Origin of the sequence: Salinivibrio kushneri, from assembly GCF_005280275.1 — a bacterium.
GTDB lineage: Bacteria > Pseudomonadota > Gammaproteobacteria > Enterobacterales > Vibrionaceae > Salinivibrio > Salinivibrio kushneri.
Genome location: NZ_CP040021.1, coordinates 2,116,607 through 2,139,119, shown reverse-complemented (window position 1 = coordinate 2,139,119; position 22,513 = coordinate 2,116,607). Strand labels below are relative to the sequence as shown.

23 protein-coding genes and 1 tRNA gene are annotated in these 22,513 nt (G+C 50.9%); 18 read left to right on the top strand and 6 right to left on the bottom strand.

Annotation, left to right across the window (positions count from 1 at the left end; all coding sequences use genetic code 11):
• The first annotated feature begins 117 nt into the window (after positions 1-117).
• Positions 118-4,008 (top strand): phosphoribosylformylglycinamidine synthase, encoded by a 3,891-nt coding sequence (gene purL, locus FCN78_RS10005; protein ID WP_077659366.1) that lies wholly within the window; start codon positions 118-120, stop codon positions 4,006-4,008.
• A 149-nt stretch (positions 4,009-4,157) separates the two neighbouring features.
• Complete coding sequence (gene glnB / locus FCN78_RS10000; RefSeq protein WP_046074987.1) at positions 4,158-4,496, top strand: nitrogen regulatory protein P-II; 339 nt, start codon at positions 4,158-4,160, stop codon at positions 4,494-4,496.
• A gap of 104 nt (positions 4,497-4,600) precedes the next feature.
• Here the strand turns inward: glnB and FCN78_RS09995 are convergent, their stop codons facing one another.
• Positions 4,601-5,218, bottom strand: a complete 618-nt coding sequence (locus tag FCN78_RS09995; RefSeq protein ID WP_077659365.1) for a YitT family protein — start codon at positions 5,216-5,218, stop codon at positions 4,601-4,603.
• Between the two features lie 525 nt (positions 5,219-5,743).
• On the opposite strand from FCN78_RS09995, the gene glyA reads away from it, so the two are divergent.
• The 10 genes from glyA (at position 5,744) to FCN78_RS09945 (ending at position 15,160) form a co-directional block, all read left to right on the top strand.
• Positions 5,744-6,994, top strand: a complete 1,251-nt coding sequence (gene glyA, locus FCN78_RS09990) for a serine hydroxymethyltransferase (protein WP_069363230.1) — start codon at positions 5,744-5,746, stop codon at positions 6,992-6,994.
• A 182-nt stretch (positions 6,995-7,176) separates the two neighbouring features.
• Positions 7,177-7,626: a transcriptional regulator NrdR gene (nrdR, locus tag FCN78_RS09985; RefSeq protein WP_046074984.1), complete on the top strand. Its 450-nt coding sequence runs from the start codon at positions 7,177-7,179 to the stop codon at positions 7,624-7,626.
• Positions 7,623-8,753 (top strand): bifunctional diaminohydroxyphosphoribosylaminopyrimidine deaminase/5-amino-6-(5-phosphoribosylamino)uracil reductase RibD, encoded by a 1,131-nt coding sequence (gene ribD / locus FCN78_RS09980; protein ID WP_077659364.1) that lies wholly within the window; start codon positions 7,623-7,625, stop codon positions 8,751-8,753. Before nrdR ends, ribD begins: the two co-directional genes overlap by 4 nt.
• Before the next feature lie 5 nt (positions 8,754-8,758).
• Complete coding sequence (locus FCN78_RS09975) at positions 8,759-9,421, top strand: riboflavin synthase (RefSeq protein WP_069363228.1); 663 nt, start codon at positions 8,759-8,761, stop codon at positions 9,419-9,421.
• Between the two features lie 10 nt (positions 9,422-9,431).
• A complete protein-coding gene (gene ribBA, locus FCN78_RS09970) occupies positions 9,432-10,541 on the top strand; it encodes a bifunctional 3,4-dihydroxy-2-butanone-4-phosphate synthase/GTP cyclohydrolase II (protein WP_069363227.1) in 1,110 nt (369 codons plus the stop codon).
• 121 nt (positions 10,542-10,662) lie between these two features.
• Positions 10,663-11,133, top strand: a complete 471-nt coding sequence (gene ribH / locus FCN78_RS09965; protein WP_069363226.1) for a 6,7-dimethyl-8-ribityllumazine synthase — start codon at positions 10,663-10,665, stop codon at positions 11,131-11,133.
• Entirely contained in the window at positions 11,134-11,598 is a 465-nt protein-coding gene (nusB, locus tag FCN78_RS09960; RefSeq protein WP_069363225.1) for a transcription antitermination factor NusB, read from the top strand.
• A 63-nt stretch (positions 11,599-11,661) separates the two neighbouring features.
• The gene (gene thiL / locus FCN78_RS09955; RefSeq protein WP_077659363.1) at positions 11,662-12,651 is read left to right on the top strand and encodes a thiamine-phosphate kinase; all 990 of its coding nucleotides are present in this window, start codon (positions 11,662-11,664) and stop codon (positions 12,649-12,651) included.
• Positions 12,638-13,126 carry a phosphatidylglycerophosphatase A gene (pgpA, locus tag FCN78_RS09950; protein WP_077659362.1) on the top strand — a complete coding sequence of 163 codons (489 nt, stop codon included), beginning with the start codon at positions 12,638-12,640 and terminating at the stop codon, positions 13,124-13,126. The genes thiL and pgpA overlap by 14 nt, the downstream gene beginning before the upstream one ends.
• Before the next feature lie 144 nt (positions 13,127-13,270).
• The gene (locus FCN78_RS09945) at positions 13,271-15,160 is read left to right on the top strand and encodes a BCCT family transporter (RefSeq protein WP_077659361.1); all 1,890 of its coding nucleotides are present in this window, start codon (positions 13,271-13,273) and stop codon (positions 15,158-15,160) included.
• Positions 15,161-15,168: 8 nt separating this feature from the next.
• On the opposite strand, the gene FCN78_RS09940 is transcribed toward FCN78_RS09945, so the two are convergent.
• Together FCN78_RS09940 and FCN78_RS09935 are read right to left on the bottom strand one after the other, a co-directional pair.
• Positions 15,169-15,244: transfer RNA gene (locus FCN78_RS09940), tRNA-Arg, on the bottom strand.
• Positions 15,245-15,294: 50 nt separating this feature from the next.
• Positions 15,295-16,428: a flagella assembly protein FlgT gene (locus FCN78_RS09935; protein ID WP_077659360.1), complete on the bottom strand. Its 1,134-nt coding sequence runs from the start codon at positions 16,426-16,428 to the stop codon at positions 15,295-15,297.
• Between the two features lie 210 nt (positions 16,429-16,638).
• Here FCN78_RS09935 and FCN78_RS09930 point away from each other — a divergent pair, with 210 nt between their 5' ends.
• Both FCN78_RS09930 and FCN78_RS09925 read left to right on the top strand, forming a co-directional pair.
• Positions 16,639-17,274, top strand: a complete 636-nt coding sequence (locus FCN78_RS09930; protein ID WP_069363221.1) for a FlgO family outer membrane protein — start codon at positions 16,639-16,641, stop codon at positions 17,272-17,274.
• A gap of 24 nt (positions 17,275-17,298) precedes the next feature.
• On the top strand, positions 17,299-17,733 hold the full coding sequence (locus FCN78_RS09925) for an LPP20 family lipoprotein (RefSeq protein WP_077659359.1): 435 nt from the start codon (positions 17,299-17,301) through the stop codon (positions 17,731-17,733).
• Positions 17,734-18,043: 310 nt separating this feature from the next.
• Here the strand turns inward: FCN78_RS09925 and FCN78_RS09920 are convergent, their stop codons facing one another.
• The 3 genes from FCN78_RS09920 to flgA all read right to left on the bottom strand — a co-directional run bounded on the left by FCN78_RS09920 (position 18,044) and on the right by flgA (position 19,600).
• Positions 18,044-18,478 (bottom strand): flagella synthesis protein FlgN, encoded by a 435-nt coding sequence (locus FCN78_RS09920; RefSeq protein WP_069363219.1) that lies wholly within the window; start codon positions 18,476-18,478, stop codon positions 18,044-18,046.
• A 16-nt stretch (positions 18,479-18,494) separates the two neighbouring features.
• The gene (gene flgM / locus FCN78_RS09915; RefSeq protein WP_069363218.1) at positions 18,495-18,818 is read right to left on the bottom strand and encodes a flagellar biosynthesis anti-sigma factor FlgM; all 324 of its coding nucleotides are present in this window, start codon (positions 18,816-18,818) and stop codon (positions 18,495-18,497) included.
• Positions 18,819-18,907: 89 nt separating this feature from the next.
• The gene (gene flgA, locus FCN78_RS09910) at positions 18,908-19,600 is read right to left on the bottom strand and encodes a flagellar basal body P-ring formation chaperone FlgA (protein WP_077659358.1); all 693 of its coding nucleotides are present in this window, start codon (positions 19,598-19,600) and stop codon (positions 18,908-18,910) included.
• Between the two features lie 124 nt (positions 19,601-19,724).
• Between flgA and FCN78_RS09905 the strand changes: the two genes are divergently transcribed.
• From FCN78_RS09905 to flgC, 4 genes are all read left to right on the top strand, one after another.
• Positions 19,725-20,648, top strand: a complete 924-nt coding sequence (locus tag FCN78_RS09905; RefSeq protein WP_069363216.1) for a chemotaxis protein CheV — start codon at positions 19,725-19,727, stop codon at positions 20,646-20,648.
• Between the two features lie 26 nt (positions 20,649-20,674).
• Positions 20,675-21,502 carry a protein-glutamate O-methyltransferase gene (locus FCN78_RS09900; RefSeq protein ID WP_069363215.1) on the top strand — a complete coding sequence of 276 codons (828 nt, stop codon included), beginning with the start codon at positions 20,675-20,677 and terminating at the stop codon, positions 21,500-21,502.
• Positions 21,503-21,690: 188 nt separating this feature from the next.
• On the top strand, positions 21,691-22,086 hold the full coding sequence (gene flgB / locus FCN78_RS09895) for a flagellar basal body rod protein FlgB (RefSeq protein WP_046074968.1): 396 nt from the start codon (positions 21,691-21,693) through the stop codon (positions 22,084-22,086).
• A 3-nt stretch (positions 22,087-22,089) separates the two neighbouring features.
• Entirely contained in the window at positions 22,090-22,503 is a 414-nt protein-coding gene (gene flgC / locus FCN78_RS09890; protein ID WP_077456397.1) for a flagellar basal body rod protein FlgC, read from the top strand.
• The last annotated feature ends 10 nt before the right edge of the window (positions 22,504-22,513 follow it).

Below are 22,513 nucleotides of genomic sequence, written 5' to 3'. Positions count from 1 at the left end.
TATAACCGTGACAACTGCCATTGCGGCAAGGTCAGTGGTGATACCCAAGTTATGGTGCCAGGGTGCGATAACTTGGGTATACCCCTTTCATTTACCGCTAACGAGAGACGTACGCACATGGATATTTTGCGTGGTTCCCCCGCACTGTCTGAGTTTCGTGTCAACAAATTACTGGCGAGCTGCCAAGCACACCAGTTACCTGTCACGGCACTGTATGCTGAGTTTATTCATTTCGCCGATTTGCATCAGCCTTTGGATAGCGCCAGTCGCGAAAAGCTCGAAAAGCTACTGACTTACGGACCAACCTTACCACCGCATGCCCCGGAAGGGACGCTGTTTCTTGTGACGCCACGTCCAGGCACCTTGTCGCCGTGGTCCTCCAAGGCGACTGATATTGCCCATAACTGCGGCTTAGATGCGGTGAAACGCTTGGAGCGCGGGACGGCGTACTATATTCAGTTATCTGCGCCTTTGACCAATGAGCAACACGCGACCTTAATCGGATTGTTGCACGATCGGATGATGGAAACGGTGTTCAGCGAGCTTGAGGCTGCCGCAGTGCTGTTCGAGCAAGCGGAACCTGCGCCGATGCATAGCGTAGACATTCTCTCGGGTGGCCGCGTCGCCTTAGTCGAGGCCAACCAAGCCTTAGGGTTGGCACTGGCAGAAGACGAAATTGACTATCTGGTCGAGAGCTTCACCCAGCTGGGGCGTAATCCTAACGACATCGAACTGATGATGTTTGCGCAAGCCAACTCTGAGCATTGCCGCCACAAAATCTTTAACGCCGACTGGACTATTGATGGTGAAAAGCAGCCCAAATCGCTGTTTAAGATGATCAAAAACACCTACGAGCAAACTCCAGATAACGTGCTGTCGGCGTATAAAGACAACGCAGCTGTGATGACGGGCTCAAACGTTGGGCGCTTTTTCCCTAGCCCAGAGAGCCACAGCTATCAGTATCATCATGAACCTGCCCATATTTTGATGAAGGTGGAAACCCATAACCACCCCACCGCAATTTCACCCTGGCCAGGCGCGGCGACCGGCTCTGGCGGTGAGATTCGTGACGAGGGGGCAACCGGTGTCGGCGGTAAACCCAAAGCTGGATTGGTCGGTTTTTCCGTCTCTAACCTCAAAATTCCGGGCTTTATTCAGCCGTGGGAGCGAGACTATGGCAAGCCTGAGCGCATTGCCTCTGCGCTCGATATTATGCTGGAAGGCCCTTTGGGCGGCGCGGCGTTTAACAACGAATTCGGTCGCCCTAACTTGCTGGGTTATTTCCGTACCTATGAACAATTAGTCACCTCACATGCCGGAGAGGAAGTACGTGGCTATCACAAGCCCATCATGCTCGCAGGCGGAATGGGGAACATCCGTGACGGCCATGTGCAAAAAAGTGAGATTGATGTGGGCGCCAAACTGATTGTGTTAGGTGGCCCGGCAATGAACATCGGCCTTGGTGGCGGGGCAGCATCGTCGATGGCATCCGGCCAGTCGGCGGAAGACTTGGACTTTGCCTCGGTACAGCGTGAGAACCCAGAAATGGAACGCCGCTGCCAAGAGGTGATCGATCGTTGCTGGCAACTTGGCGACGACAATCCGATTGCCTTTATCCATGATGTGGGCGCGGGTGGCCTGTCCAATGCGATGCCAGAGCTGGTCGATGATGGCGGCCGCGGTGGACGCTTTAACTTGCGTGATATTCCGAATGATGAGCCGGGAATGAGCCCGCTCGCCATTTGGTGTAACGAGTCACAAGAGCGCTATGTCTTGGCGGTCAAACCCGAAAACCTGGCGCGTTTTGAAGCCTTGTGCGAGCGTGAACGCGCCCCGTACGCAGTGATTGGTGAGGCCACCGATGCGCGTCACCTGTCGCTTGAAGACAGCCACTTCGGTAATAGCCCTATCGATATGCCGATGGATATTCTGTTGGGTAAAGCGCCCAAAATGCACCGTGATGTCACGCGTCAGCAAGTGACAGGTACCGCGCTTAACACTCAAGGCATTGAGCTGGCACAAGCCTGTGAGCGTGTTTTACGCTTGCCGGCGGTGGCGGAGAAAACCTTCTTGATCACCATCGGCGACCGTTCGGTGACTGGACTGGTTGCCCGTGACCAAATGGTCGGCCCGTGGCAGGTACCGGTCGCTAACTGTGCGGTGACAGCGGCCAGCTATGACAGTTATCACGGCGAAGCGATGGCGATGGGTGAGCGAACGCCTGCAGCCTTGCTCGACTTTGCTGCCTCTGCCCGAATGGCGGTCGGGGAAGCACTCACCAATATCGCCTGTGCCGACATTGGTAGCCTGACCAACATTAAACTGTCTGCCAACTGGATGTCCGCGGCGGGGCACCCGGGTGAGGATGCTGGCTTGTACGAAGCGGTCAAGGCCGTGGGTGAGGAGCTGTGTCCTGAGCTGTCACTGACCATTCCGGTGGGTAAAGACTCGATGTCGATGAAAACCCAGTGGCAGCAAGACGATGAAAATAAAACTGTCACCGCGCCGATGTCGCTGATCATCACCGCCTTTGGGCGTGTGGAAGATGTGCGTCGTACCGTGACCCCACAATTGCGTACCGATAAAGGTGACAGCCACCTGATTGCGATTGATCTTGGTGAAGGCACGCAGCGTCTGGGCGCAACTGCGTTGGCTCAGGTGTATCATCAATTGGGCGATAAGCCTGCCGATGTCACCAGCAGCGCCCGCCTAAAAGGCTTTTTCAATGCGATGCAAACCTTGGTGGCAGAGCAAAAGCTACTGGCGTATCACGACCGAGCCGACGGCGGACTTTTCGTTACCTTGGCAGAAATGGCGTTTGCCGGCCACACCGGTATCGACGTCGACATCGCCCGTTTAGGCGACGATGCCTTGTCAGTGTTGTTTAACGAAGAGCTGGGTGCGGTGATCCAAGTGGCAGCGCCAGATCTCGAGCGCGTTAAGGTGGTGTTGGATGAACATCAATTGACCGCATGCAGTCACCTGATTGGCGGCTTAAGCGATAGCGATGAGGTTATCTTGCGTCATGGTGAGACTCCTATCTATCAAGCCAGTCGCCAGCACCTACGTCAGATTTGGGCTGAAACCACCTATCAAATGCAAGCGCGTCGCGATAACCCAGATTGTGCACGCCAAGAGTTTGACGCCAAACAGGCGACCGATCCTGGGTTGCACGCCAGCCTGAGCTTTGATGTGCACCAAGATATTGCTGCACCATATATCGCTACCGGTCAACAACCGACCATGGCTATTTTGCGTGAGCAAGGCGTGAATTCGCATGTGGAAATGGCCGCCGCCTTCGATCGCGCTGGATTTAACGCTGTGGACGTTCATATGAGTGACATTCTCTCAGGACGCATTAGTTTGGACGGTTTCCAAGGGCTGGTGGCCTGTGGCGGTTTCTCTTACGGTGACGTGTTAGGCGCTGGTGAAGGTTGGGCGAAATCCATTCTGTTTAACAGCCGCGCGCACGATCAATTCAGTGCCTTCTTTATGCGTGAAGACACCTTGGCACTTGGTGTGTGTAATGGCTGTCAGATGCTGTCGAACCTGCATGAACTGATCCCTGGCGCCGCACACTGGCCACGGTTTGTTCGCAATGAGTCCGAGCGCTTTGAGGCCCGCTTTAGCATGGTAGAAGTGCAATCAAGCCCCTCCGCCTTTTTTGCCGGGATGGCAGGGTCACGGATGCCCATTGCGGTATCGCATGGTGAGGGACGCGTGGAGGTGCGCGATGCTGAGCATCTGGCGGCGATTGAAGCGTCCGGCACGGTAGCGCTGCGTTACACCGATAATCACGGCCAGCCAACACAAGCGTATCCGGCCAACCCGAATGGCTCACCCAATGGCATCACTGCGCTGACCACAGAGTCGGGCCGCGTCACCATTATGATGCCGCACCCTGAGCGGGTATTCCGTACCGTCGCCAACTCTTGGCACCCCGATGATTGGGGCGAAGACAGTGCATGGATGCGCATGTTCCGCAACGCGCGCGTGACCTTGGGGTAACCATTAAATGTGATACAAGCCGCCATCGATTGGCGGCTTTTTTGTATTATGCGTGAATCGATGGATGATTTTTTATCATGCTGCGATACAATTTCAGCTAAACACTTGATCCATCAGGACCGGCTGCGGCCAACGAGAGGGATAACACAATGAAAAAAATTGAAGCCATCATCAAGCCATTTAAACTCGATGACGTGCGCGAAGCGCTTGCTGATGTGGGCATCACGGGGATGACTGTCTCAGAAGTAAAGGGATTTGGTCGTCAAAAGGGCCACACTGAGCTGTATCGTGGCGCCGAATATATGGTCGACTTTTTGCCTAAGGTGAAGCTTGAAGTGATCGTCAGTAACGATGTAGCCGAGCAGTGTGTCGATACCATTATTGATACCGCACAAACCGGTAAAATCGGTGATGGCAAAATCTTTGTCTTTGATGTTGAGCGTGTGGTGCGCATCCGTACCGGTGAGGAAGACGAAGAAGCGATTTAATCACGCGTCTGAGTGCAGTTAAGTCACTACGAAAAAGCCAAGCATCATGCTTGGCTTTGTTGGTTTGCGCCGTCTTGTTGTATGGCTTGGCGTTGATAGGCCGCTCAAGCGCCGGGGTTAGCAGGATGCGCCTGATAGCGCCCAGGCTTGTGGTTCATCGCCAACACTAAGTTGAGTACGATCGCGCCAACCACCGACCACATCAGTAGGTTTAAATCGATGAGGAAGAAAGATAACGCGAGAATGGTGCAGTCGATGCTCATTTGTAGCTTTCCTGCCGAGATCCCAAACTTGTCCTGACAATAGAGTACCAGCACGTTAAAGCCGCCCAAGCTGGCATTGTGGCGGAAAATCATCAGCATGCCGACGCCCATTAGCAAACCACCAATGACGGCACAGTACGCCGGGGCCAGCCAGGTAATTTCAAAGAAGTAGGCAATATGGTCAGCCATCACCGATACCGCGCCCCCCGCGAGTAAGCTACGCACAGCAAAGCGTGGGCTCATACGAAACCACGCCATTAAATAAAACGGGCAATTACACAGAAAATACAAAGTACCGAACGATAGGTCGGTAAACTGGCTGACCAACAAGGCAAGACCTGTGGTGCCCCCGGTTAAGAGTCCGGCTTGTTGCAAAAAAAACACCCCTTGGGCGACCAGAAACGCGCCCGAGGCGATAGCAATAATGTCTTCTTTAAAGCTGTGTTGGTACTGACTCACACGGCTTCTCCCTACTTAATTAGCGTGATAAAAACAAAAACGTGATAACAACAAAAAGGCCGCCAAAACCCAGCGGGCCGGCGGTAAAAAAGGTTAATGGGATTTTCGGGCGCGGATTTTATCGCCAATTAGGTCGAAGAGAAAGCCGATGAGGTAAATCACTTGAATGTAGAATGTCAGTATTATGATACTCAGCTGTAAAATCTTTACACCGCCCATGTGCGTTGACGCCCGACCATTATCATCGTCATGCGCAATAAAAAAGTGTGACACAGACTACCTGACAGGGTGGATTTTTTGTAGAATAGCGAACGCAGTCATGGCGGCGACGAAAACGTTTGCGTGGGGCGGCTGGAATGAGCAATTTTCCTTGGCTTAATCGCTTTGATTTGTCATGTTAAGGCGACTAAGCCAAGGGGTGATCGAAGCCATCACACCAGCACACGTTTTTGCTAGGGGAGTTGAAAGCGCCCTAGCGTTCGCTTTTGGGGTTATTGCCCGCCAATGTTAAGTCAGGAGAGACAAATGCTAAAGCGTGACATGAATATCGCGGATTACGATCCCGCCCTGTTCGCCGCCATTGAAGAAGAAACGGCACGTCAGGAAGAACACATTGAGCTGATCGCATCAGAAAACTACACCAGCCCACGCGTGATGGAAGCGCAAGGCTCTCAACTGACCAACAAGTACGCAGAAGGTTACCCCGGTAAGCGTTATTACGGTGGCTGTGAGTACGTAGACAAAGCGGAAGCGCTCGCGATTGAGCGCGCGTGTGAGTTATTTGGTTGTGAATATGCCAACGTGCAGCCTCACTCAGGTTCACAAGCCAACAGTGCCGTGTATATGGCGCTGCTAAATCCAGGCGACACGGTTTTAGGTATGAGCCTGGCGCATGGTGGTCATTTAACCCATGGTTCGCCGGTCAACTTCTCTGGTAAGCATTATCATGTAATCCCTTATGGCATTGATGAAGCGGGCAAGATCGATTACGAGCAAATGGAACAGCTGGCGCTGGAGCACAAACCCAAAATGCTGATCGGTGGCTTCTCTGCTTACTCACAAGTGGTGGATTGGAAGCGCATGCGTGAAATCGCCGATAAAGTCGGTGCATGGCTGTTGGTGGATATGGCGCACGTCGCAGGTCTGATTGCGGCGGGCGTATATCCTGATCCCTTGCCACACGCGCACGTGGTCACCACCACCACCCACAAAACCCTGGCGGGGCCTCGCGGTGGTTTGATCTTGTCGAATGCTGGTGAAGACCTCTATAAAAAGCTCAACTCTGCGGTGTTCCCAGGTGGCCAAGGTGGCCCACTGATGCACGTGATTGCGGGTAAAGCCGTGGCGTTTAAAGAAGCAATGGAGCCTGAGTTTAAGGCCTACCAAGCGCGCGTGATTGATAATGCCCGCGCGATGGTCAAAGGCTTCCAAGCTCGCGGTTATAAAATCGTATCGGATTCCACTGACAACCACCTGTTGTTGGTTGATTTAATTGATAAAGACATCACTGGGAAAGAAGCCGATGCCGCGTTAGGTGCCGCTAACATCACGGTCAACAAAAACAGTGTGCCGAACGACCCACGCAGTCCGTTTGTCACCTCTGGCATTCGTGTGGGCACGCCTGCGATTACACGTCGTGGCTTTACCGAGCAGGATGCCGAGCAGCTTGCGCACTGGATGTGTGATGTCTTGGATAACATCGGTAATGAGCAAGTGATTGCCGAGACCAAAGAAAAAGTGCAAGCGATTTGCCGTCGCCTGCCTGTGTATGCCTAATTATTGGCACGAAAATGAATAGCTTATAAGGCGCCTTAGGGCGTCTTTTTTGTTTTTACAGGCATCACCGACCTTACAGGGTTTGTTTAGCACACAAAACCACCATAAAGTCCTCTTCAATAGGCTTTTTCATCGCTACAAATCGGTTACACTAGCAAGACGATATTGAGGAGGCGACACTCATGCACTGTCCATTTTGTGGTGCTACCGACACCAAAGTGATCGATTCTCGTCTTGTGGCTGATGGTCACCAAGTTCGCCGTCGCCGCCAATGTTTGGCGTGCGCAGAGCGTTATACCACGTTCGAAACGGCAGAGTTAGTGATGCCACGGGTGATTAAGACCAACGGCAACCGAGAACCGTTTGACGAAGAGAAACTGCGTGGCGGCATTCAACGCGCATTAGAAAAGCGCCCAGTGAGCGCCGATGACATTGAAAAAGCGATCAACAGTATAAAGTCACGTTTGCGCGCTACCGGAGAGCGCGAAATTGGCTCTGCCATGGTGGGGAACTTGGTGATGGAAGCGCTCAAGGAGCTAGATAAAGTGGCTTATATTCGCTTTGCCTCTGTATACCATAGTTTTGAAGACATTCGTGAATTTGGCGAAGAAATCGCACGGTTGCAAAAATGAGTCAAAGCGAACGCGATAAAACCATGATGATGCGCGCGTTAGCGCTCGCAGCCCAAGGTCGCTATACCACCACGCCTAACCCCAATGTTGGTTGTGTGATTGCACAGGGCGACGAAGTGGTCGGTGAAGGGTTTCATATCGCCCCCGGCGGCCCGCACGCTGAAGTGCATGCATTAAAGGCTGCGGGAGCACGCGCACAAGGCGCGACAGCTTACGTCACCTTAGAGCCTTGTTCTCATTATGGTCGCACGCCGCCGTGTTGCGATGCGTTGATTGCTGCCAACGTCAGCCGCGTGGTGTGCGCGATGCAAGACCCAAACCCTAAAGTGGCCGGACGTGGTATCGCACGGTTACAAGAAGCAGGCATTGAGGTAGTTGTGGGCGTGATGCTTGAACAGGCAAAAGCGCTGAACCTTGGTTTTATCAAACGTATGCAAACTAAAATGCCGTATGTGCAGCTTAAACTGGCGGGAAGCCTTGATGGGCGCACGGCATTGGCGAATGGGCAAAGTAAATGGATTACCGGTGAGCCCGCGCGTGCCGATGTGCAAGCATTTCGCGCGCAAGCCAGCGCCATTTTATCAACCAGTGCCACGGTGCTTGCCGATAACCCTAGCTTGAATATTCGCAATGGTCAGCTTCCCGCTGACATCCTCGATACCTACCCGCAGCCATCCTTGCGTCAGCCCACACGGGTAATTTTGGATAAAGACAATAAAACCTCTCCTGATGCGGCTGTTTATCAACTAGAGGGCGATGTGATCCGTGTTGTTGATACGCCGAGTAACCAGGTGTGGCCGGATAACGTTCAAGAGTGGGTGATGCCAGGTGCGTCATTGTCTGCCATTCTGCGCGCCCTGGCCGAACATGATATTGACAAAATATGGGTAGAAGCGGGCGCGAGGCTGGCGGCTCAGTTGCTCACTGAATCGTTAGTTGATGAGCTGATCGTTTACCAAGCGCCAATGTTGTTAGGGGGCGATAGTCGCCCCTTGGTTGCGTTAGACGGGATGCAACGGATGGACGATGCACCGCGTTTCCAGTTTAATCAGGTGAAGGTGATCGGTGACGATGTTCGCTTAACCGCCATGCTCTCTGAGCATGCTGTGACCACGCAAGAGTATTAAAGACGATGTTTACTGGCATTATTGAAGCGATGGGGCGCGTGCAAACCCTAAGCCGTCGAGGACAAGACGTTATCTTGACCATCGACAGCGGCGAGCTTGATCTTGCCGACGTTAAATTGGGTGACAGCATCGCCACCAACGGAGTATGTTTAACCGTGGTTGCATTGACCGCAACGGGCTATAGCGCCGATGTCTCCTCGGAAACCTTGGCGCGTTCGTCGCTGGGCGCTTTATCGGTAGGAGATAACGTCAACCTTGAAAAGGCCATGCTGCCGACCACCCGCTTTGGCGGCCATATGGTCTCCGGCCATGTTGATGGTCTGGGTGAAGTCACATCAGTCAGTCAAACGGGTCGTGCCTGGGAGTACTGGATTGCATTGCCGTCTGATCTCGCCAAGTATGTGGCATTGAAAGGCTCTATCACGGTGGACGGTATCAGTTTGACAGTGAACGAAGTGAATGGCAGCCATATCAAACTCACAATCGTGCCGCACACCGCCGAGCAAACCACCATTCAGCACTTTGCGCCCGGGCGCAAGGTAAACATCGAAGTCGATGTGATCGCCCGTTACCTCGAGCGATTGATGCTCGGTGATAAGGCGGCTGAGCCGACACAATCAACGGGTATCAGCCTGGAAACATTGGCCCGTTCCGGTTTTTTGAAATAAGGATCCCAAGATGGCAATTAGTAGCGCTCAAGAAATCATTGACGATATCCGCCAAGGTAAAATGGTGGTGTTGATGGATGACGAAGATCGCGAGAATGAAGGTGATTTGATCATCGCGGCAGAAGCAGTGACCCCAGAAGCGATCAACTTTATGGCCACGCATGGCCGAGGGTTGATTTGTTTGACGCTGACCCAGCAGCGCTGCCAGCAACTTGGGTTGCCTTTGATGGTGTCGGACAATAACGCGCAATTTTCTACCGCCTTTACCGTGTCGATTGAAGCGGCAGAGGGTGTTACCACCGGGATATCGGCGGCTGACCGCGCACGCACCGTGCAAGCCGCGGTTACCCCCGACGCTAAAGCGGCTGACTTGGTGCAGCCGGGCCATGTCTTCCCCTTGATGGCGCAAGAGGGAGGGGTACTCACCCGCGCTGGCCACACTGAAGCAGGGTGCGATTTGGCCCGTTTAGGTGGCTACAGCCCAGCTTCTGTGATTGTTGAGATCTTAAATGAAGACGGCACCATGGCACGTCGCCCTGACTTGGAGGTGTTCTGTGACAAGCACGGCATCAAGCTGGGCACCATTGCCGATTTGATTGAATACCGTAATCTCAACGAGACCACCATCGAGCGGGTGGCGTCTTGTAAACTGCCGACGGAGTTTGGCGAATTTGATTTGGTGACCTATCGTGACACCATCGATGATCAAATCCACTACGCGATGTGTAAAGGCGAAGTAACTGCCGATCCCACCCTGGTTCGTGTTCATCTGCAAGATACCTTTACCGATGTACTCCAGTCTGACCGCACCGCTGAGCGCAGTTGGAGTCTGAACCGTGCGATGCAGAGGATTAGCGATGAAGGCGGGGTGTTGGTGATTCTAGGTAAAGAAGAAACCAGCGAAGCTATTGTTAACAAGGTAAAAGCGTTTGAAGCGCAAGATAAAGGTGAGAAACCGGCCGGTGCCAAGTGGCAGGGGACCTCTCGCCGAGTGGGGATTGGATCGCAAATATTGGCGGATCTTGGTGTCAAGCAAATGCGCCTGCTGTCTTCATCAACCAAGCGTTATCATGCCTTGTCTGGCTTTGGCCTGAACGTGGTGGAATACGTCACCGAATAACGTATAACAACGACGCGCGATAGGCACCATTATCCACTGGTACGGAACATGGTGCCATTGGATAAAAATGTGGTAGAATCGCGCGGTTTCTCATTCCGGAAAGCAAGTCACAGGAAGGCTCATGAACGTAATCGAAGGGGCATTTGCCGCGCCCAACGCGCAGGTTGCTATTGTTATCTCTCGCTTTAATAGCTTTATCAACGAGAGTTTGCTAGATGGTGCGGTTGACGCACTGAAGCGCCAAGGCCAAGTCAACGACGATAATATCACCGTGGTGCGTTGCCCAGGTGCCTACGAGTTGCCTGTGGTGACCCAAAAGCTCGCCAAGAGCGGTCGCTATGACGCGATTGTGGCACTTGGATCAGTGATCCGTGGTGGCACACCGCATTTTGACTATGTCGCCGGAGAATGTAATAAAGGGTTGGCACAAGTTGCACTGGCGTTTGAAACCCCAGTCGCATTTGGTGTGCTAACGGTCGACACCATTGAGCAAGCGATCGAACGCGCAGGTACCAAGGCTGGTAACAAAGGGGCAGAGGCTGCACTGAGCGCGCTTGAAATGGTGAATGTTCTGTCCCAAATTGAATCCTAAATGGGGGTTAAAGTGAAACCAGCCGCACGACGTAATGCACGCCAATTTGCATTGCAAGCCATCTATTCATGGCAGCTAGCGCAAGGTAATGTTGCTGATATTGAAGCCGCGTTTCTTGCCGCAGATAAATACGAAGAAGAAGACGAGCATCAGAAAACCGAGCCGCTTCTACGTGAACCAGAAACAGACGTTGCTTACTTTCGTAATCTGTTTAGCGGTGTTGCGCTTAGCCATCAAGAACTTGATAGTAAGATGCGCCCATACTTGTCACGTCCTTTGCAGGATTTAGATGATATGGAGCATGCCTTACTGCGTCTTGCGATGTATGAGCTGATCAAGTGCGACGATGTCCCCTACAAAGTGGTTATCAATGAGGCCGTTGAACTGGCAAAACGTTTTGGCGCAGAAGACAGCCATAAGTTTGTCAACGGTGTCTTGGATAAAGCGTACCCTCGGTTACGTTAATCCCTTCCCGACTAGGCCAGCACTGCTGGCCTTTTTATTGTTCTATCCAACAAAATAGTGTTTATGACACGCAACGAATTTGATTTGATTCGCGACTACTTCGCTCGTCAGCCGGTCAAGCGTCGTGATGTCGCTTTAGGTATTGGTGATGACTGTGCGTTGGTCGAGGTCCCTGAAGGCTGCCAGTTAGTGGTGACCACAGATACGCTGGTGGAGGGGACGCATTTTCTTCCGACTGCGAGTGCCTCTGATGTGGCGCACAAGGCGTTGGCCTCGAACTTGAGTGATTTAGCTGCGATGGGGGCAATGCCAGCGTGGTGTTCTCTGGCGCTTACCTTACCAGAGCCCGATGATGCCTGGGTGGCAGGTTTTTGCCAAGGCTTTGCTGCCCTTGCCGAGCATTTTCAGGTCCAGCTGATTGGCGGTGATACCACACGTGGGCCCAAAAGCATCACCATTACCTTACATGGCCATGTGCCTAAAGGGCAGGCCTTGACGCGCGCGGGGGCGAAACCGGGCGACTGGATTTTTGTGACCGGCACACTGGGTGAGAGCCAAGCCGGGCTTGATTATATTCTCGGTAAGACAGTAGTTGATAAGGCTCGCGCAACCACATTAATCAATCGTCATTATCGCGCTCAGCCCCGAGTAACCGCTGGACAGGCATTGCGGGGTATCGCGTCAGCGGCGATTGATATTTCTGATGGTTTACACGCAGACTTAACCCACATCCTCACCGCCAGCGGTGTTGGCGCAAAAGTCGATGTGGCGCAATTACCACTTTCTGAAGCCTTGTTGGCCGATCAGGCCAGTGACGAGCAGGCACAAAAACTTGCCCTGACCAGTGGTGAGGAGTATGAACTGTGTTTTACTGTCCCTGAGCTACACCGTGGCACACTAGACACAGCACTCAAGCACAGTGGCGTGAGTGTGCAATGCATCGGGCAAATAACCGGCAACCATCGCCTTGAGCTTGTAGCAGACAATCAGCCTCTCGATTGGGTGCTGTCTGGATGGGCTCATTTTAAGGAGCCACATCGTGACGGATCCTAAACATCGTTTATCTTTGACCAATCCATACCATTTATTGGCACTGGGCTTTGGCAGTGGCTTGTCACCGATAGTACCCGGGACCGTCGGTACCTTGTTTGCGGTGCCGTTTTATCTTGCGTTTGTCAATTACGGCGGCATCCTTGGACTGTGGGTGGCCATTATTGTCGGAGGCCTTGCCGGCATTGCTATTTGCGGTCGGGCGTCGAAAGATATGCAAGTGCATGATCATGGCGCGATCGTTTGGGACGAGTTCGTCGGGTTTTGGCTAACCATGGCCTTGGTACCTACCACCGATTGGCAATCCGTTGTGGCGGGCTTTGTGTTATTCCGCATCTTTGATATGGCGAAACCCTGGCCGATCAGCTGGTTGGATAAACACATTCATGGTGGTTTAGGGATCATGTTGGACGACATTTTAGCTGGCGTGATGGCAATGCTGAGCTTGTGGCTCATGACTCACTTCCTCCCTATTTAGTGAGCCGCTTAATCAACGGTTAGCTCTGAAAAAGCGACACTCACATCGAAAAAATTATCTGTTCGTCACCATAAGAAAGTTTTGTTATTTAATTCTTCAGAAAAAGCATAGACTCGCGTCGATTACTTGCTGGAGATATAAGTTATGAATACAAAACTTATTGATAAACCAACATTTATTGGTTCAATAGGGCTGTTACTGCTGATTGTGACATTATTAGCTGCCTTTCCTGTCACAGGTGCAGAGTGGATCGCTTATGCAAAAGACATGATGACCAGTAAGCTCGGTGTTGCCTATTTGGCTCTCGGGCTTGCTGCGTTGTTTTTTATGGTTTTTGTTATCTTTAGTGATTTAGGGCAAATCAAACTGGGTGAAAAAGACGAGAAACCAGAGTTTGGCCTAGCTTCATGGGCGGCAATGCTATTCTGTGGTGGTATTGGTGCCAGTATTCTCTACTGGGGCTGTATCGAGTGGGCTTATTACTATCAAAATCCGCCCTTTCAGCACGCGCCTGGCAGTGAAGCCGCGATCCAGTGGGCATCCACCTACGGTATTTTCCATTGGGGACCCGTTGCTTGGGCTATTTATATGATCCCTGCGCTGCCGATCTCTTATTTCTTTTATGTTCGGAAACAACCTGCGCTAAAAATCTCGAATGCGTTAATGCCAGCGATAGGCGAGCGGCGAGCTAAGGGGGCGCTTGGTAAATGTTTCGACGTCATGTTTATGTTTGGCATGTTGGGTGGGGCGGCAACGACATTAGGTTTAGCCGCACCACTTATTAATGGCGGTTTGACATATTTGACGGGGCTACCGAACAATACATTGACCCAAGTTGGCGTGCTCGTTATTTGTACGACAATTTTTGCCTATTCGTCTTATGTCGGGATGGAAAAAGGGATTAAATTCCTAAGCAATATCAATTTTTGGGGTTCAATGGGGTTACTGCTGTTCGTTTTTATCGTTGGTCCCAGCGTGTTTATGCTCGAAACAGGGCTAGACGCAATCGGTCGCATGATGTCGAACTTTTTCTCTATGGCGACTTGGGCTGAACCATTTGGAGGCTATGGCGAGTTCTCCAACACTCAGTTCCCACAAGATTGGACCATTTTCTATTGGGCATGGTGGTTAGTGTTTGCTCCGGTTATGGGCCTATTTGTCGCGCGGATTTCCCGAGGACGGACCATTAAAGAGATGGTCACGGGCGCCATTTTCTTTGGTTCAATGGGCTGCGCGCTATTCTTTATCGTCTTGGGCAACTATGGCCTATCGCTACAATTAGGTGGTCAACTTGATGTCGTCGCGATCCTCAACGCACAAGGCGCACCCGCTGCGATCTTCGCGACCCTAGATCAGTTACCGATGTCGACCTTGGTCATCGCCGTTTTTACCTTATTATGTGTCATATTCACAGCAACGACGTTTGATTCAATATCTTACATTCTTGCTGCTGTTGTACAGAATAATGTTGAAGAAGAGCCAATGCGTTGGAATCGCTTGTTTTGGGCGTTTGCGCTGTCCTTCTTGCCCGCTGTTTTGATGTTTATGGGGGGCTTATCGACATTACAGACGGCTGCAATTGTTGGTGGGTTGCCGTTACTGGTGATATCGGTGTTGTTGATGATCTCATTTGTGCGAGCCGCAACGCTTGATCTGCGAGAGCAGGCTGAGTATGAAGATCCTGTCATTCATATTGAGGCTTTCCCGCAGGTTGATCCATGGTCACATGAAGGCGCAGTATTCGGAGAGTTTGAAAGCTTATGTCAGTCTGCACGCCAGGCCGTCGAAGACGTGCAAAAAGAGACGGAAGCACTGACATCTCTGAAACGTGAGTACTTTGGCTTTTTTAAAGGAGAAATCCTTGAAAATGAGATGAATGAGCTTTCAGAGCAGCAAGTTGCGAAGTTGAGAAAAGCAGAAAAAGCCTTAAAAGATGCAATTGCTCGTAAAGTTCGCCTTTCTCAGCAGGCGGAGAAAGCGCATGCTGAGTACAAGAAGTTATCGACAGACAACGACGAATCTCAGGTGGCGTAAGAAAAAGATGGCGCTCCCACAGGGACTCGAACCCCGATCGATCGCTTAGGAGGCGACTGCTCTATCCTGTTGAGCTATGAGAGCGTGTCGATATTATACGTAAAAACAGGCGCGATTTAAGCGCCTGTTTTCATTTAATTAACCCCTTTGGTCACTATGTCGCCGATTTGTATGCTGCCGCTGAGGTTATTGGGCTGAACCACGGCTTCAGCGCTGCTTTCATAAACGCGTGCAACAGTCAGAGTGATCCCGCTTTTTCGACGTTGAGTACGGACGATACCTAAATCATCGGTGAACGAGGCAATGTGCCAAAGGTTTAATTGATCGCCTTGTTTCACTCCATTGATACGCCCGACATTGATTTGTGCAATATTGTCTTTGAGGGCGACGATTTCTGGCTTACTGGCGCGACAAGACAGTGACGACTCCAAATCTAACAATATATTTCGGCTCATTCGGCGTGCCATTTGCCCATAAGGAGATTGCCAAAAGCGCGCGGTCTGAGTATCGACTTGGCTATGGCGTTCAAACGGCCATTGGGCGACATCGCGATAGCGGCGTTGAAATATGACTTCACCACTCTCACTGTCCATTGCCTGAACATTGACGGCCAATTGGCGGTTATTTTGCGCTTCACCAAAGCCACTGGCGTCGGTTGTGGCAGACAAGTCAGTGATTGCGCCTGTGATCACAAACTGTGCGTCTTTGTCTTCCGCTAACATAGCCACCGTGCGGGGCGCATTGGGCGAGACATCGACATTGGCGATACCACGCCCGACAAAGCTTTGTGCGTGCTGTTTAATCTCACGGTTTAACAGCACTGAAAAGTCATCGCCAAATTGATAAATGCCCCCTAATGCGGCTTGTTGGGGAGAAACAATCGGAAAACGTGTTAATACCATGCCTTTTTTATACAAGGTTTTGTGGCAAGCGTTTGCCGATGGATAGATATCTAAGCGTAGGTTGACAACATAATTGCCGCCTTGAGTGCCTTCTTCTAACACTTGTACTTCGCGCACCGCATTGCCGCTAAACTGATAACCAGCTTTGACTTGCGAGTAAAATCGCTTGAGTTGCTGCAAGCTGCCTACATCGGCACCGGCGAAGCGCATGGCATCAAAGGTTGCGGCTTCAAGTGCCCGAACACGGGCGGCTTGCTGGCTTTCGAGTATCGGGGAGCTGGCTGATACTTCATACCACGCCGCGTGCGCCCAAGGAGCGACACTCAGGCTGACAATGAGCGTTAACCGCGCCAAAAGGGTTTTCATAGTCAAGATCTCACTTAGTGGGTATGGAAATTGCTTTCAATCTATTAGTGCGTAGGGTTAAGACCTACCAAAAAGATGACGCAAAGACGCTGATGCAAGTTGTGTACCCAAATAGAGCCAGCAATCAAAGGTAAAGGTTTAATGAAATCAACCGATACCCTTAATGACACACTTGTCTCACATCGATGACTGAGCGCGGAGCATGATACGATGAAAAAGTGGATAGTGGCGATAGTAGCGCTATGGGTAACAGGCTGTGCTTACACGCCAATTTATAACGGCAAAGAGCCGTATTCGGGCAGTGAGTTTTTCCTTAAGCAGCGGCCACGTCACACCCTTGATTACTTTCTAAATAGCATGGCCGATGAGCTGTTAGCCACCAATGCGTATTTGACAGCGCGAACGCCCTTGGCGGTTACCTCGTTTGTTGATTTGCAAAAAATGGATGAGACCAACTGGTTAGGTAATACCGTGACCGAGGGGCTGATTTACCAAATGCAGCGCCGCGGCTTTACGGTGATTGACTTTAAATCGACGGGCGCGATTCGGGTCACGGAAGACGGCGATTTTACCATTAGCCGAGACTGGAAAGAGCTGAACCCTGAACAACAAATCGATTATGTATTGACGGGAACTATGTTGCGTCAAGGCGGCGGGGTATTGGTCAATGCCCGGGTAATCGGTATGGAATCTCGCGTGGTGGTTGCCTCGGCGCAAGGCTTCTTGCCGGCCGATCGTATTGGGCGTGATATTGATAGTTTATACAAGGTTCGCAAACGCGATGGCGTGATTATTCGAGATGATCAAAACCGCGTGAAGCGTGAGACAGTGGTGTTAAAACCTTAGTATAGGAAAGAGTAAGGTAGATAAATGTTTACGAAACAAGGATTTGTCATCGCAATCTTGCTGATGCTGTCAGCCTGTCAGCCATTAACCAAGATGAAAGAAGAAAATATCATTTCTGCGGTGGGAATGGCATCGATCAGTGCGCAACAAGGCGCAACCCAAGAAGAAAAAGAAACCCGTGCTATGCGTGCCTCTAAAGTGGACGCCTACAAAGAGTTGAGCGAGCAAGTTTATGGCTTGCGGGTCAGCAGCCGTTCGAGCGTCAACGATCAAAGTTTAGGTCGTGACAATACGCAAGGCGCCGTCGATGGCATTATTCGCGGCGCCGAAGTGGTGGCGAGTTACAAAGTTGGTGATAGTTACGTCACAGAACTCGAACTTGATCTTGATACCATGCAGAAAATGAAACGCTACGGCGAATCGCAGCCTGTACCGAGTAACAATAATATTATTTTCTAGCCGTTAGGGCGTCTTGCTTTGGTTAAATGCGATGGATGACGCCAACATCTTGGCACTCAAGCGGGCGGGTGTAACAAACGACCTCGCCTTTTAGGCGGAGAGCGAGCACTATGCTCGCTTTTTTAGTGTTTGAATCAGGCTCTATAGTGGCGCGATAGCGCATCACGCTGTCTTAGGGAACAAACTAGAGTCGGCAAAAGACAGGCAGATGGAAGCACGGCGATAAGGCAAGTAAGGAAAGTAAAGCTCACAGGTACCCGTTAGGTTCGGCGTGTCTGGCCGTTAGGCGTGGTGGTGCGTGAGGAGGACGTTACGCTTTGACGTTAGTGCCCAGGGTTTTTCTCCCCGATGCGTTACCGTCTTGGTTATAGGTCAGTTCTGACTTACCACCGCTTTCTTGGAACAGATTGCGCAGGCGATGAATGCTTAAACTGGCGCGCTGAAGTGCAACACCATTGGTTTCATTTTGTTGTTTACAGGCAGAGAGCGTGGATTGAATGGCACTCACGTGTTCAATTAACGCCTGATCATGGTTAAGCAAATCACGTTCAGGGTGACGACTGATTTGCGCGTCATTGCGTTGAATTTCGTTGATAAGTGATTGTTTTTGTTTGGCGATTGCTTCGATATCTTCGGAGGCGCGGCTGGCAATGACACCGGCTTCTTGCTCGAGCACGCTTTGTAGCGCTTGGACTCGCTCGAGTTGCTGTTCAACCAAGGTTGTTAAAGGCGCAGTAGGGGTCATAACCACTCCAATCAGCTTAGCTGTCGTTGAGATCGTTCTCGAAACGCATCATGTTTGCGGCAAGCTTGTCAGGATCCACTTTATAAGAGCCGTTTGATATCGCTTGTTTGATCTGATCCACTTTAGCGCTATCAAAATAGGGCTCAGATGCCATTTTCTGATTCATTTTATCGATCACTTGGCTTTGCTGGCTGAGCGAAACAGCGTCGTCTTGGGCTTTCACCCCTTGCTGTTCACGAACTGAGCCGCCTTGCGTTTCTTGTGTTTGGGTCTGGTTACTCGTGTTACGAGTTGTGGTCAGGGGTTGCTGATTACCACGTAGTTGGTCAATACTCGCCATAACATCGCCTTACTGTCAGTCGCTTTTTGAGTCCGTTGCTCAGCGTATCGGCACACCTTGCAGTTACTTTAGCAGTGTGACGTAAAAAGTTAGAAATTAACCGTCACTTCGCCGACCGCTGAGATTGTAGCATCGACAATCCGGTTAGATTTATTGTTCTTCACTTTTATTTGCTCACCTAGAGCGCCATCACTTAATGCCGTGCCTTTTGCAACAATGTTCAGTCCGTTTCCTTGCGCAGTGATCAAAACGTCATCATTTCGACACACGGCGCAGACATCGTTACTGCTGATCGGTTCACCTATCCCCACGGTTCGTTTGACTTTAGAGCCAATTAAACGTGCGGGTTGCGTATAGGTATGCCCGCGTTGAAACCGACTATTTACCATCTGAACGGCTACATCATTTGAAGCAATAGTCATGCCACGATTGAGCGGTCGCTTTGCGACAACCGAGAGGGTCATCAGCTCGATTTTAACCGGAATATACACTTGCCAGTTGTCTCGATCACAAGACACCATCACGGTCACTGAGGTATTAATCTGTTGACGACCTGGCACTTTGGTGTCGAGTGGCACTGGGCAATCGGTGAGACGCATACGCGAATCAAGGTTCCCCGCCGCGATGTTGAGTTCGCCATTTTTAGGCAGCGAAATAATATCGGCGACATGCGCCTCCGCGGCTTCTTGCACCGCTTCAATTTGACTTACTGTCGCAGCAGCTATACTTACGCTAAAGCTTGTAAGCCAAACGACGATAAATAAACATGATATCTTGGACATAGTTCAATCCAGCAGTAGCGGACGTTAAGAAAAAAATCCCTTCTTTTCTCGAGAGTCATGTGATTACCCACTATGATTACCATGCTACTCTACAAAAAAAACGGGGCAATATGGAGTTTATCTTATGACAGGTGGTGTTCTTGATTCGGTCAACCAGCGTACGCAGCTGGTAGGACAAAACCGGTTAGAGCTGTTGACTTTCCGCCTGATGAGAAAACAGCGCTTTGGCATTAATGTATTTAAAGTCAAAGAGGTGCTGCAATGCCCACGACTCACCGCAATGGCAAATTTGCATCCTTTGGTGAAAGGAGTGGCTCACATCCGCGGTCAAACCGTTTCTGTCATCGACATGAGCCTAGCAACTGGCGGGCCAGCTATTCCTGATCCAGAGAATCGCTTTGTGATCATTGCAGAATTCAACCGTTCGATGCAGGGCTTCCTTGTCGGCTCGGTCGAGCGTATCGTTAACATGAACTGGGAAAAAATTCTCCCCCCTCCTCAAGGGACAGGGCGATCCCACTACCTCACGGCGGTTACCGAAATTGATAACGAGTTAGTGGAAGTGCTCGATGTTGAGAAAATTCTCAATGAAATCGCACCTGTGAATGAAGATGTGAGTGAGGAAGTACTCTCGAAACGTGAAGAGCGGGAAGAAAGTGCTCCGAGTCAAGTGCTAGTGGCCGATGATTCCAGCGTTGCACGCCGACAGGTGAAGCGCGCGGTTGAAAGCGTCGGTTATGACGTTATCTTGGTACAAGATGGCAAAGAAGCACTCGAAAAACTGAAAGAAATGGCCGCTGAGGGAAGCATCTATAGTCAACTTGCCTTGGTGATCTCCGATATCGAAATGCCTGAAATGGATGGGTATACCCTCACAACTGAGATTAGAAAAGATTCGAGTCTTAAAGATCTTCATGTAGTATTGCACTCATCATTGAGTGGGGTATTTAATGAGGCCATGGTTGAGCGTGTCGGGGCTAACTCGTTTATCGCGAAGTTCGACCCTGACGAATTGGGCTCTGCCGTACTCGAGGCGGTTAAGTCGTAACCCAACCAAAGCGATTGAGTTAATTAATGACAAATGTAGCAATCAGTGACCAAGAATATCGAGACTTTTGCAAACATCTCGAAGCCAAGTGTGGGATCGTACTGGGAGACAGCAAGCAGTATCTGGTACGTAGTCGCTTGAGCCCGCTGGTGAATAAATTTGGCGTGGGGTCGCTGTCAGAATTGATAAAGTCGGTGATTACGGGGCGTAATCGTGAACTCGCGGTTGCGGCCATTGATGCGATGACCACCAACGAAACATTGTGGTTTCGTGATACCTATCCGTATGAGGTGCTGGCACATCGCTTGTTACCCGAGCTGGCTAAATCACGTAAGCCGATTAAAATCTGGTCCTCGGCGAGTTCGTCAGGACAAGAGCCGTATTCGATTGCCATGACAGTCGCGGAAACCCAGCAGCGTAAACCTGGCATGATGGGCAGCGTAAGCATCACCGCCACCGATATCTCCACGTCGATGTTAGAAGCCTGTCGTCAGGGGATCTATGACAACCTGGCACTAGGACGCGGGCTGTCGCCAGAGCGTCGTCGTACGTTTTTTGAAGATGTCGGTGACGGCAAAATGCGGATCAAAGACAATATAAAGCGCATGGTGACCTTCCGCCCACAAAACTTGATGGAAAGCTACAGCCTTTTAGGCAAGTTTGACATCATTTTCTGTCGTAATGTATTGATTTACTTTTCACCTGATATGAAAGCCAAAGTGTTGAATCAAATGGCGGGAGCACTGAATCCCGGCGGTTATTTGATCTTGGGCGCGTCGGAGTCACTCACGGGGTTAACTGACAAGTTCGAGATGATTCGGTGTAACCCTGGCATTATTTATAAGCTTAAATAGAGGACGGCAAAAAGCGGCACATTGTTTGCCGCTTTTTTGCCTCCTAGTCTCGCGCTCTCGTTTTTCATTCATCAGTGCCCCTGCTCTCAGTCCACGTCCCACCTGGGTTTAAGATAAAAAAGAAGCCTTGCTAGAAACTTGGCACCCTGTTTGCTTTATTCCATGCAGTAAGAACTCGGAGGTTGTCCATGGCGATCACATTTGACAATGCACTTGGTGTGCACCAGCACACGGTTGGCGTAAGAGGCAAGCGGGCAGAAACCCTGTCTAGCAACATTGCAAATGCCAACACGCCAGGTTACAAGGCGCAAGACATCGACTTTCAACGCGCCCTAAAAGCGGCAACATCCGAGGCAAGTATTGGCCTAAGCCGCACCAATGAGCGGCACATTGCTGCCTCTAGCCAAGTGATGGGGGAAAAGAAGTACCGTATCCCCACACAGCCAGATACCGGCGATGGCAACACGGTTGATGCGCAATTAGAAAAGAACTTGTTCATGCAGAACGCACTGGAATACCAAGCCTCACTGGATTTTCTTGGCTCTAAGTTCAAGAACATGAAAAAGGCATTGAATGGGAAATAATCGATGAGTTTGTTTAATATTTTTAACGTGTCGGGATCGGCGATGAGTGCCGAATCAGTACGATTGAACACCACATCAAGTAACCTGGCCAATGCCAATTCGGTGAGCAGCTCTGCTGAAGAGACGTATCGAGCCCGGCATCCGATTTTCTCTGCGGAGCTTAATCGCTTTAAGCAGCAGGGTGAAAGTGTGCCAGTCAACATTGATGGTATTGTCGAAAGCCAGAAACCATTACGCGCGGAATATAACCCCAACCATCCGATGTCGAATGATGAAGGGTATATCTTTAAGCCGAACGTCAATGTGATGGAAGAGATGGCGAACATGATTTCCGCATCGCGCGCCTATCAAACCAATGTGCAGGTGGCCGATGCGAGTAAACAAATGCTGATGCGTACGCTTCAGATGGGTCAGTAATGTAGGAGGC

Excerpts from the sequence above, each read along its gene's own strand:
- flgC (WP_077456397.1), top strand. The coding sequence starts at position 22,090 with ATGAGTTTGTTTAATATTTTTAACGTGTCGGGATCGGCGATGAGTGCC.
- FCN78_RS09920 (WP_069363219.1), bottom strand. The coding sequence starts at position 18,478 with ATGACCCCTACTGCGCCTTTAACAACCTTGGTTGAACAGCAACTCGAG.
- glyA (WP_069363230.1), top strand. The coding sequence starts at position 5,744 with ATGCTAAAGCGTGACATGAATATCGCGGATTACGATCCCGCCCTGTTC.
- FCN78_RS09975 (WP_069363228.1), top strand. The coding sequence starts at position 8,759 with ATGTTTACTGGCATTATTGAAGCGATGGGGCGCGTGCAAACCCTAAGC.
- ribH (WP_069363226.1), top strand. The coding sequence starts at position 10,663 with ATGAACGTAATCGAAGGGGCATTTGCCGCGCCCAACGCGCAGGTTGCT.
- flgA (WP_077659358.1), bottom strand. The coding sequence starts at position 19,600 with ATGTCCAAGATATCATGTTTATTTATCGTCGTTTGGCTTACAAGCTTT.
- nusB (WP_069363225.1), top strand. The coding sequence starts at position 11,134 with ATGGGGGTTAAAGTGAAACCAGCCGCACGACGTAATGCACGCCAATTT.
- FCN78_RS09930 (WP_069363221.1), top strand. The coding sequence starts at position 16,639 with ATGAAAAAGTGGATAGTGGCGATAGTAGCGCTATGGGTAACAGGCTGT.
- FCN78_RS09945 (WP_077659361.1), top strand. The coding sequence starts at position 13,271 with ATGAATACAAAACTTATTGATAAACCAACATTTATTGGTTCAATAGGG.
- FCN78_RS09925 (WP_077659359.1), top strand. The coding sequence starts at position 17,299 with ATGTTTACGAAACAAGGATTTGTCATCGCAATCTTGCTGATGCTGTCA.
- FCN78_RS09900 (WP_069363215.1), top strand. The coding sequence starts at position 20,675 with ATGACAAATGTAGCAATCAGTGACCAAGAATATCGAGACTTTTGCAAA.
- flgM (WP_069363218.1), bottom strand. The coding sequence starts at position 18,818 with ATGGCGAGTATTGACCAACTACGTGGTAATCAGCAACCCCTGACCACA.
- flgB (WP_046074968.1), top strand. The coding sequence starts at position 21,691 with ATGGCGATCACATTTGACAATGCACTTGGTGTGCACCAGCACACGGTT.
- ribBA (WP_069363227.1), top strand. The coding sequence starts at position 9,432 with ATGGCAATTAGTAGCGCTCAAGAAATCATTGACGATATCCGCCAAGGT.
- FCN78_RS09935 (WP_077659360.1), bottom strand. The coding sequence starts at position 16,428 with ATGAAAACCCTTTTGGCGCGGTTAACGCTCATTGTCAGCCTGAGTGTC.
- nrdR (WP_046074984.1), top strand. The coding sequence starts at position 7,177 with ATGCACTGTCCATTTTGTGGTGCTACCGACACCAAAGTGATCGATTCT.
- thiL (WP_077659363.1), top strand. The coding sequence starts at position 11,662 with ATGACACGCAACGAATTTGATTTGATTCGCGACTACTTCGCTCGTCAG.
- FCN78_RS09905 (WP_069363216.1), top strand. The coding sequence starts at position 19,725 with ATGACAGGTGGTGTTCTTGATTCGGTCAACCAGCGTACGCAGCTGGTA.
- glnB (WP_046074987.1), top strand. The coding sequence starts at position 4,158 with ATGAAAAAAATTGAAGCCATCATCAAGCCATTTAAACTCGATGACGTG.
- ribD (WP_077659364.1), top strand. The coding sequence starts at position 7,623 with ATGAGTCAAAGCGAACGCGATAAAACCATGATGATGCGCGCGTTAGCG.
- purL (WP_077659366.1), top strand. The coding sequence starts at position 118 with ATGGATATTTTGCGTGGTTCCCCCGCACTGTCTGAGTTTCGTGTCAAC.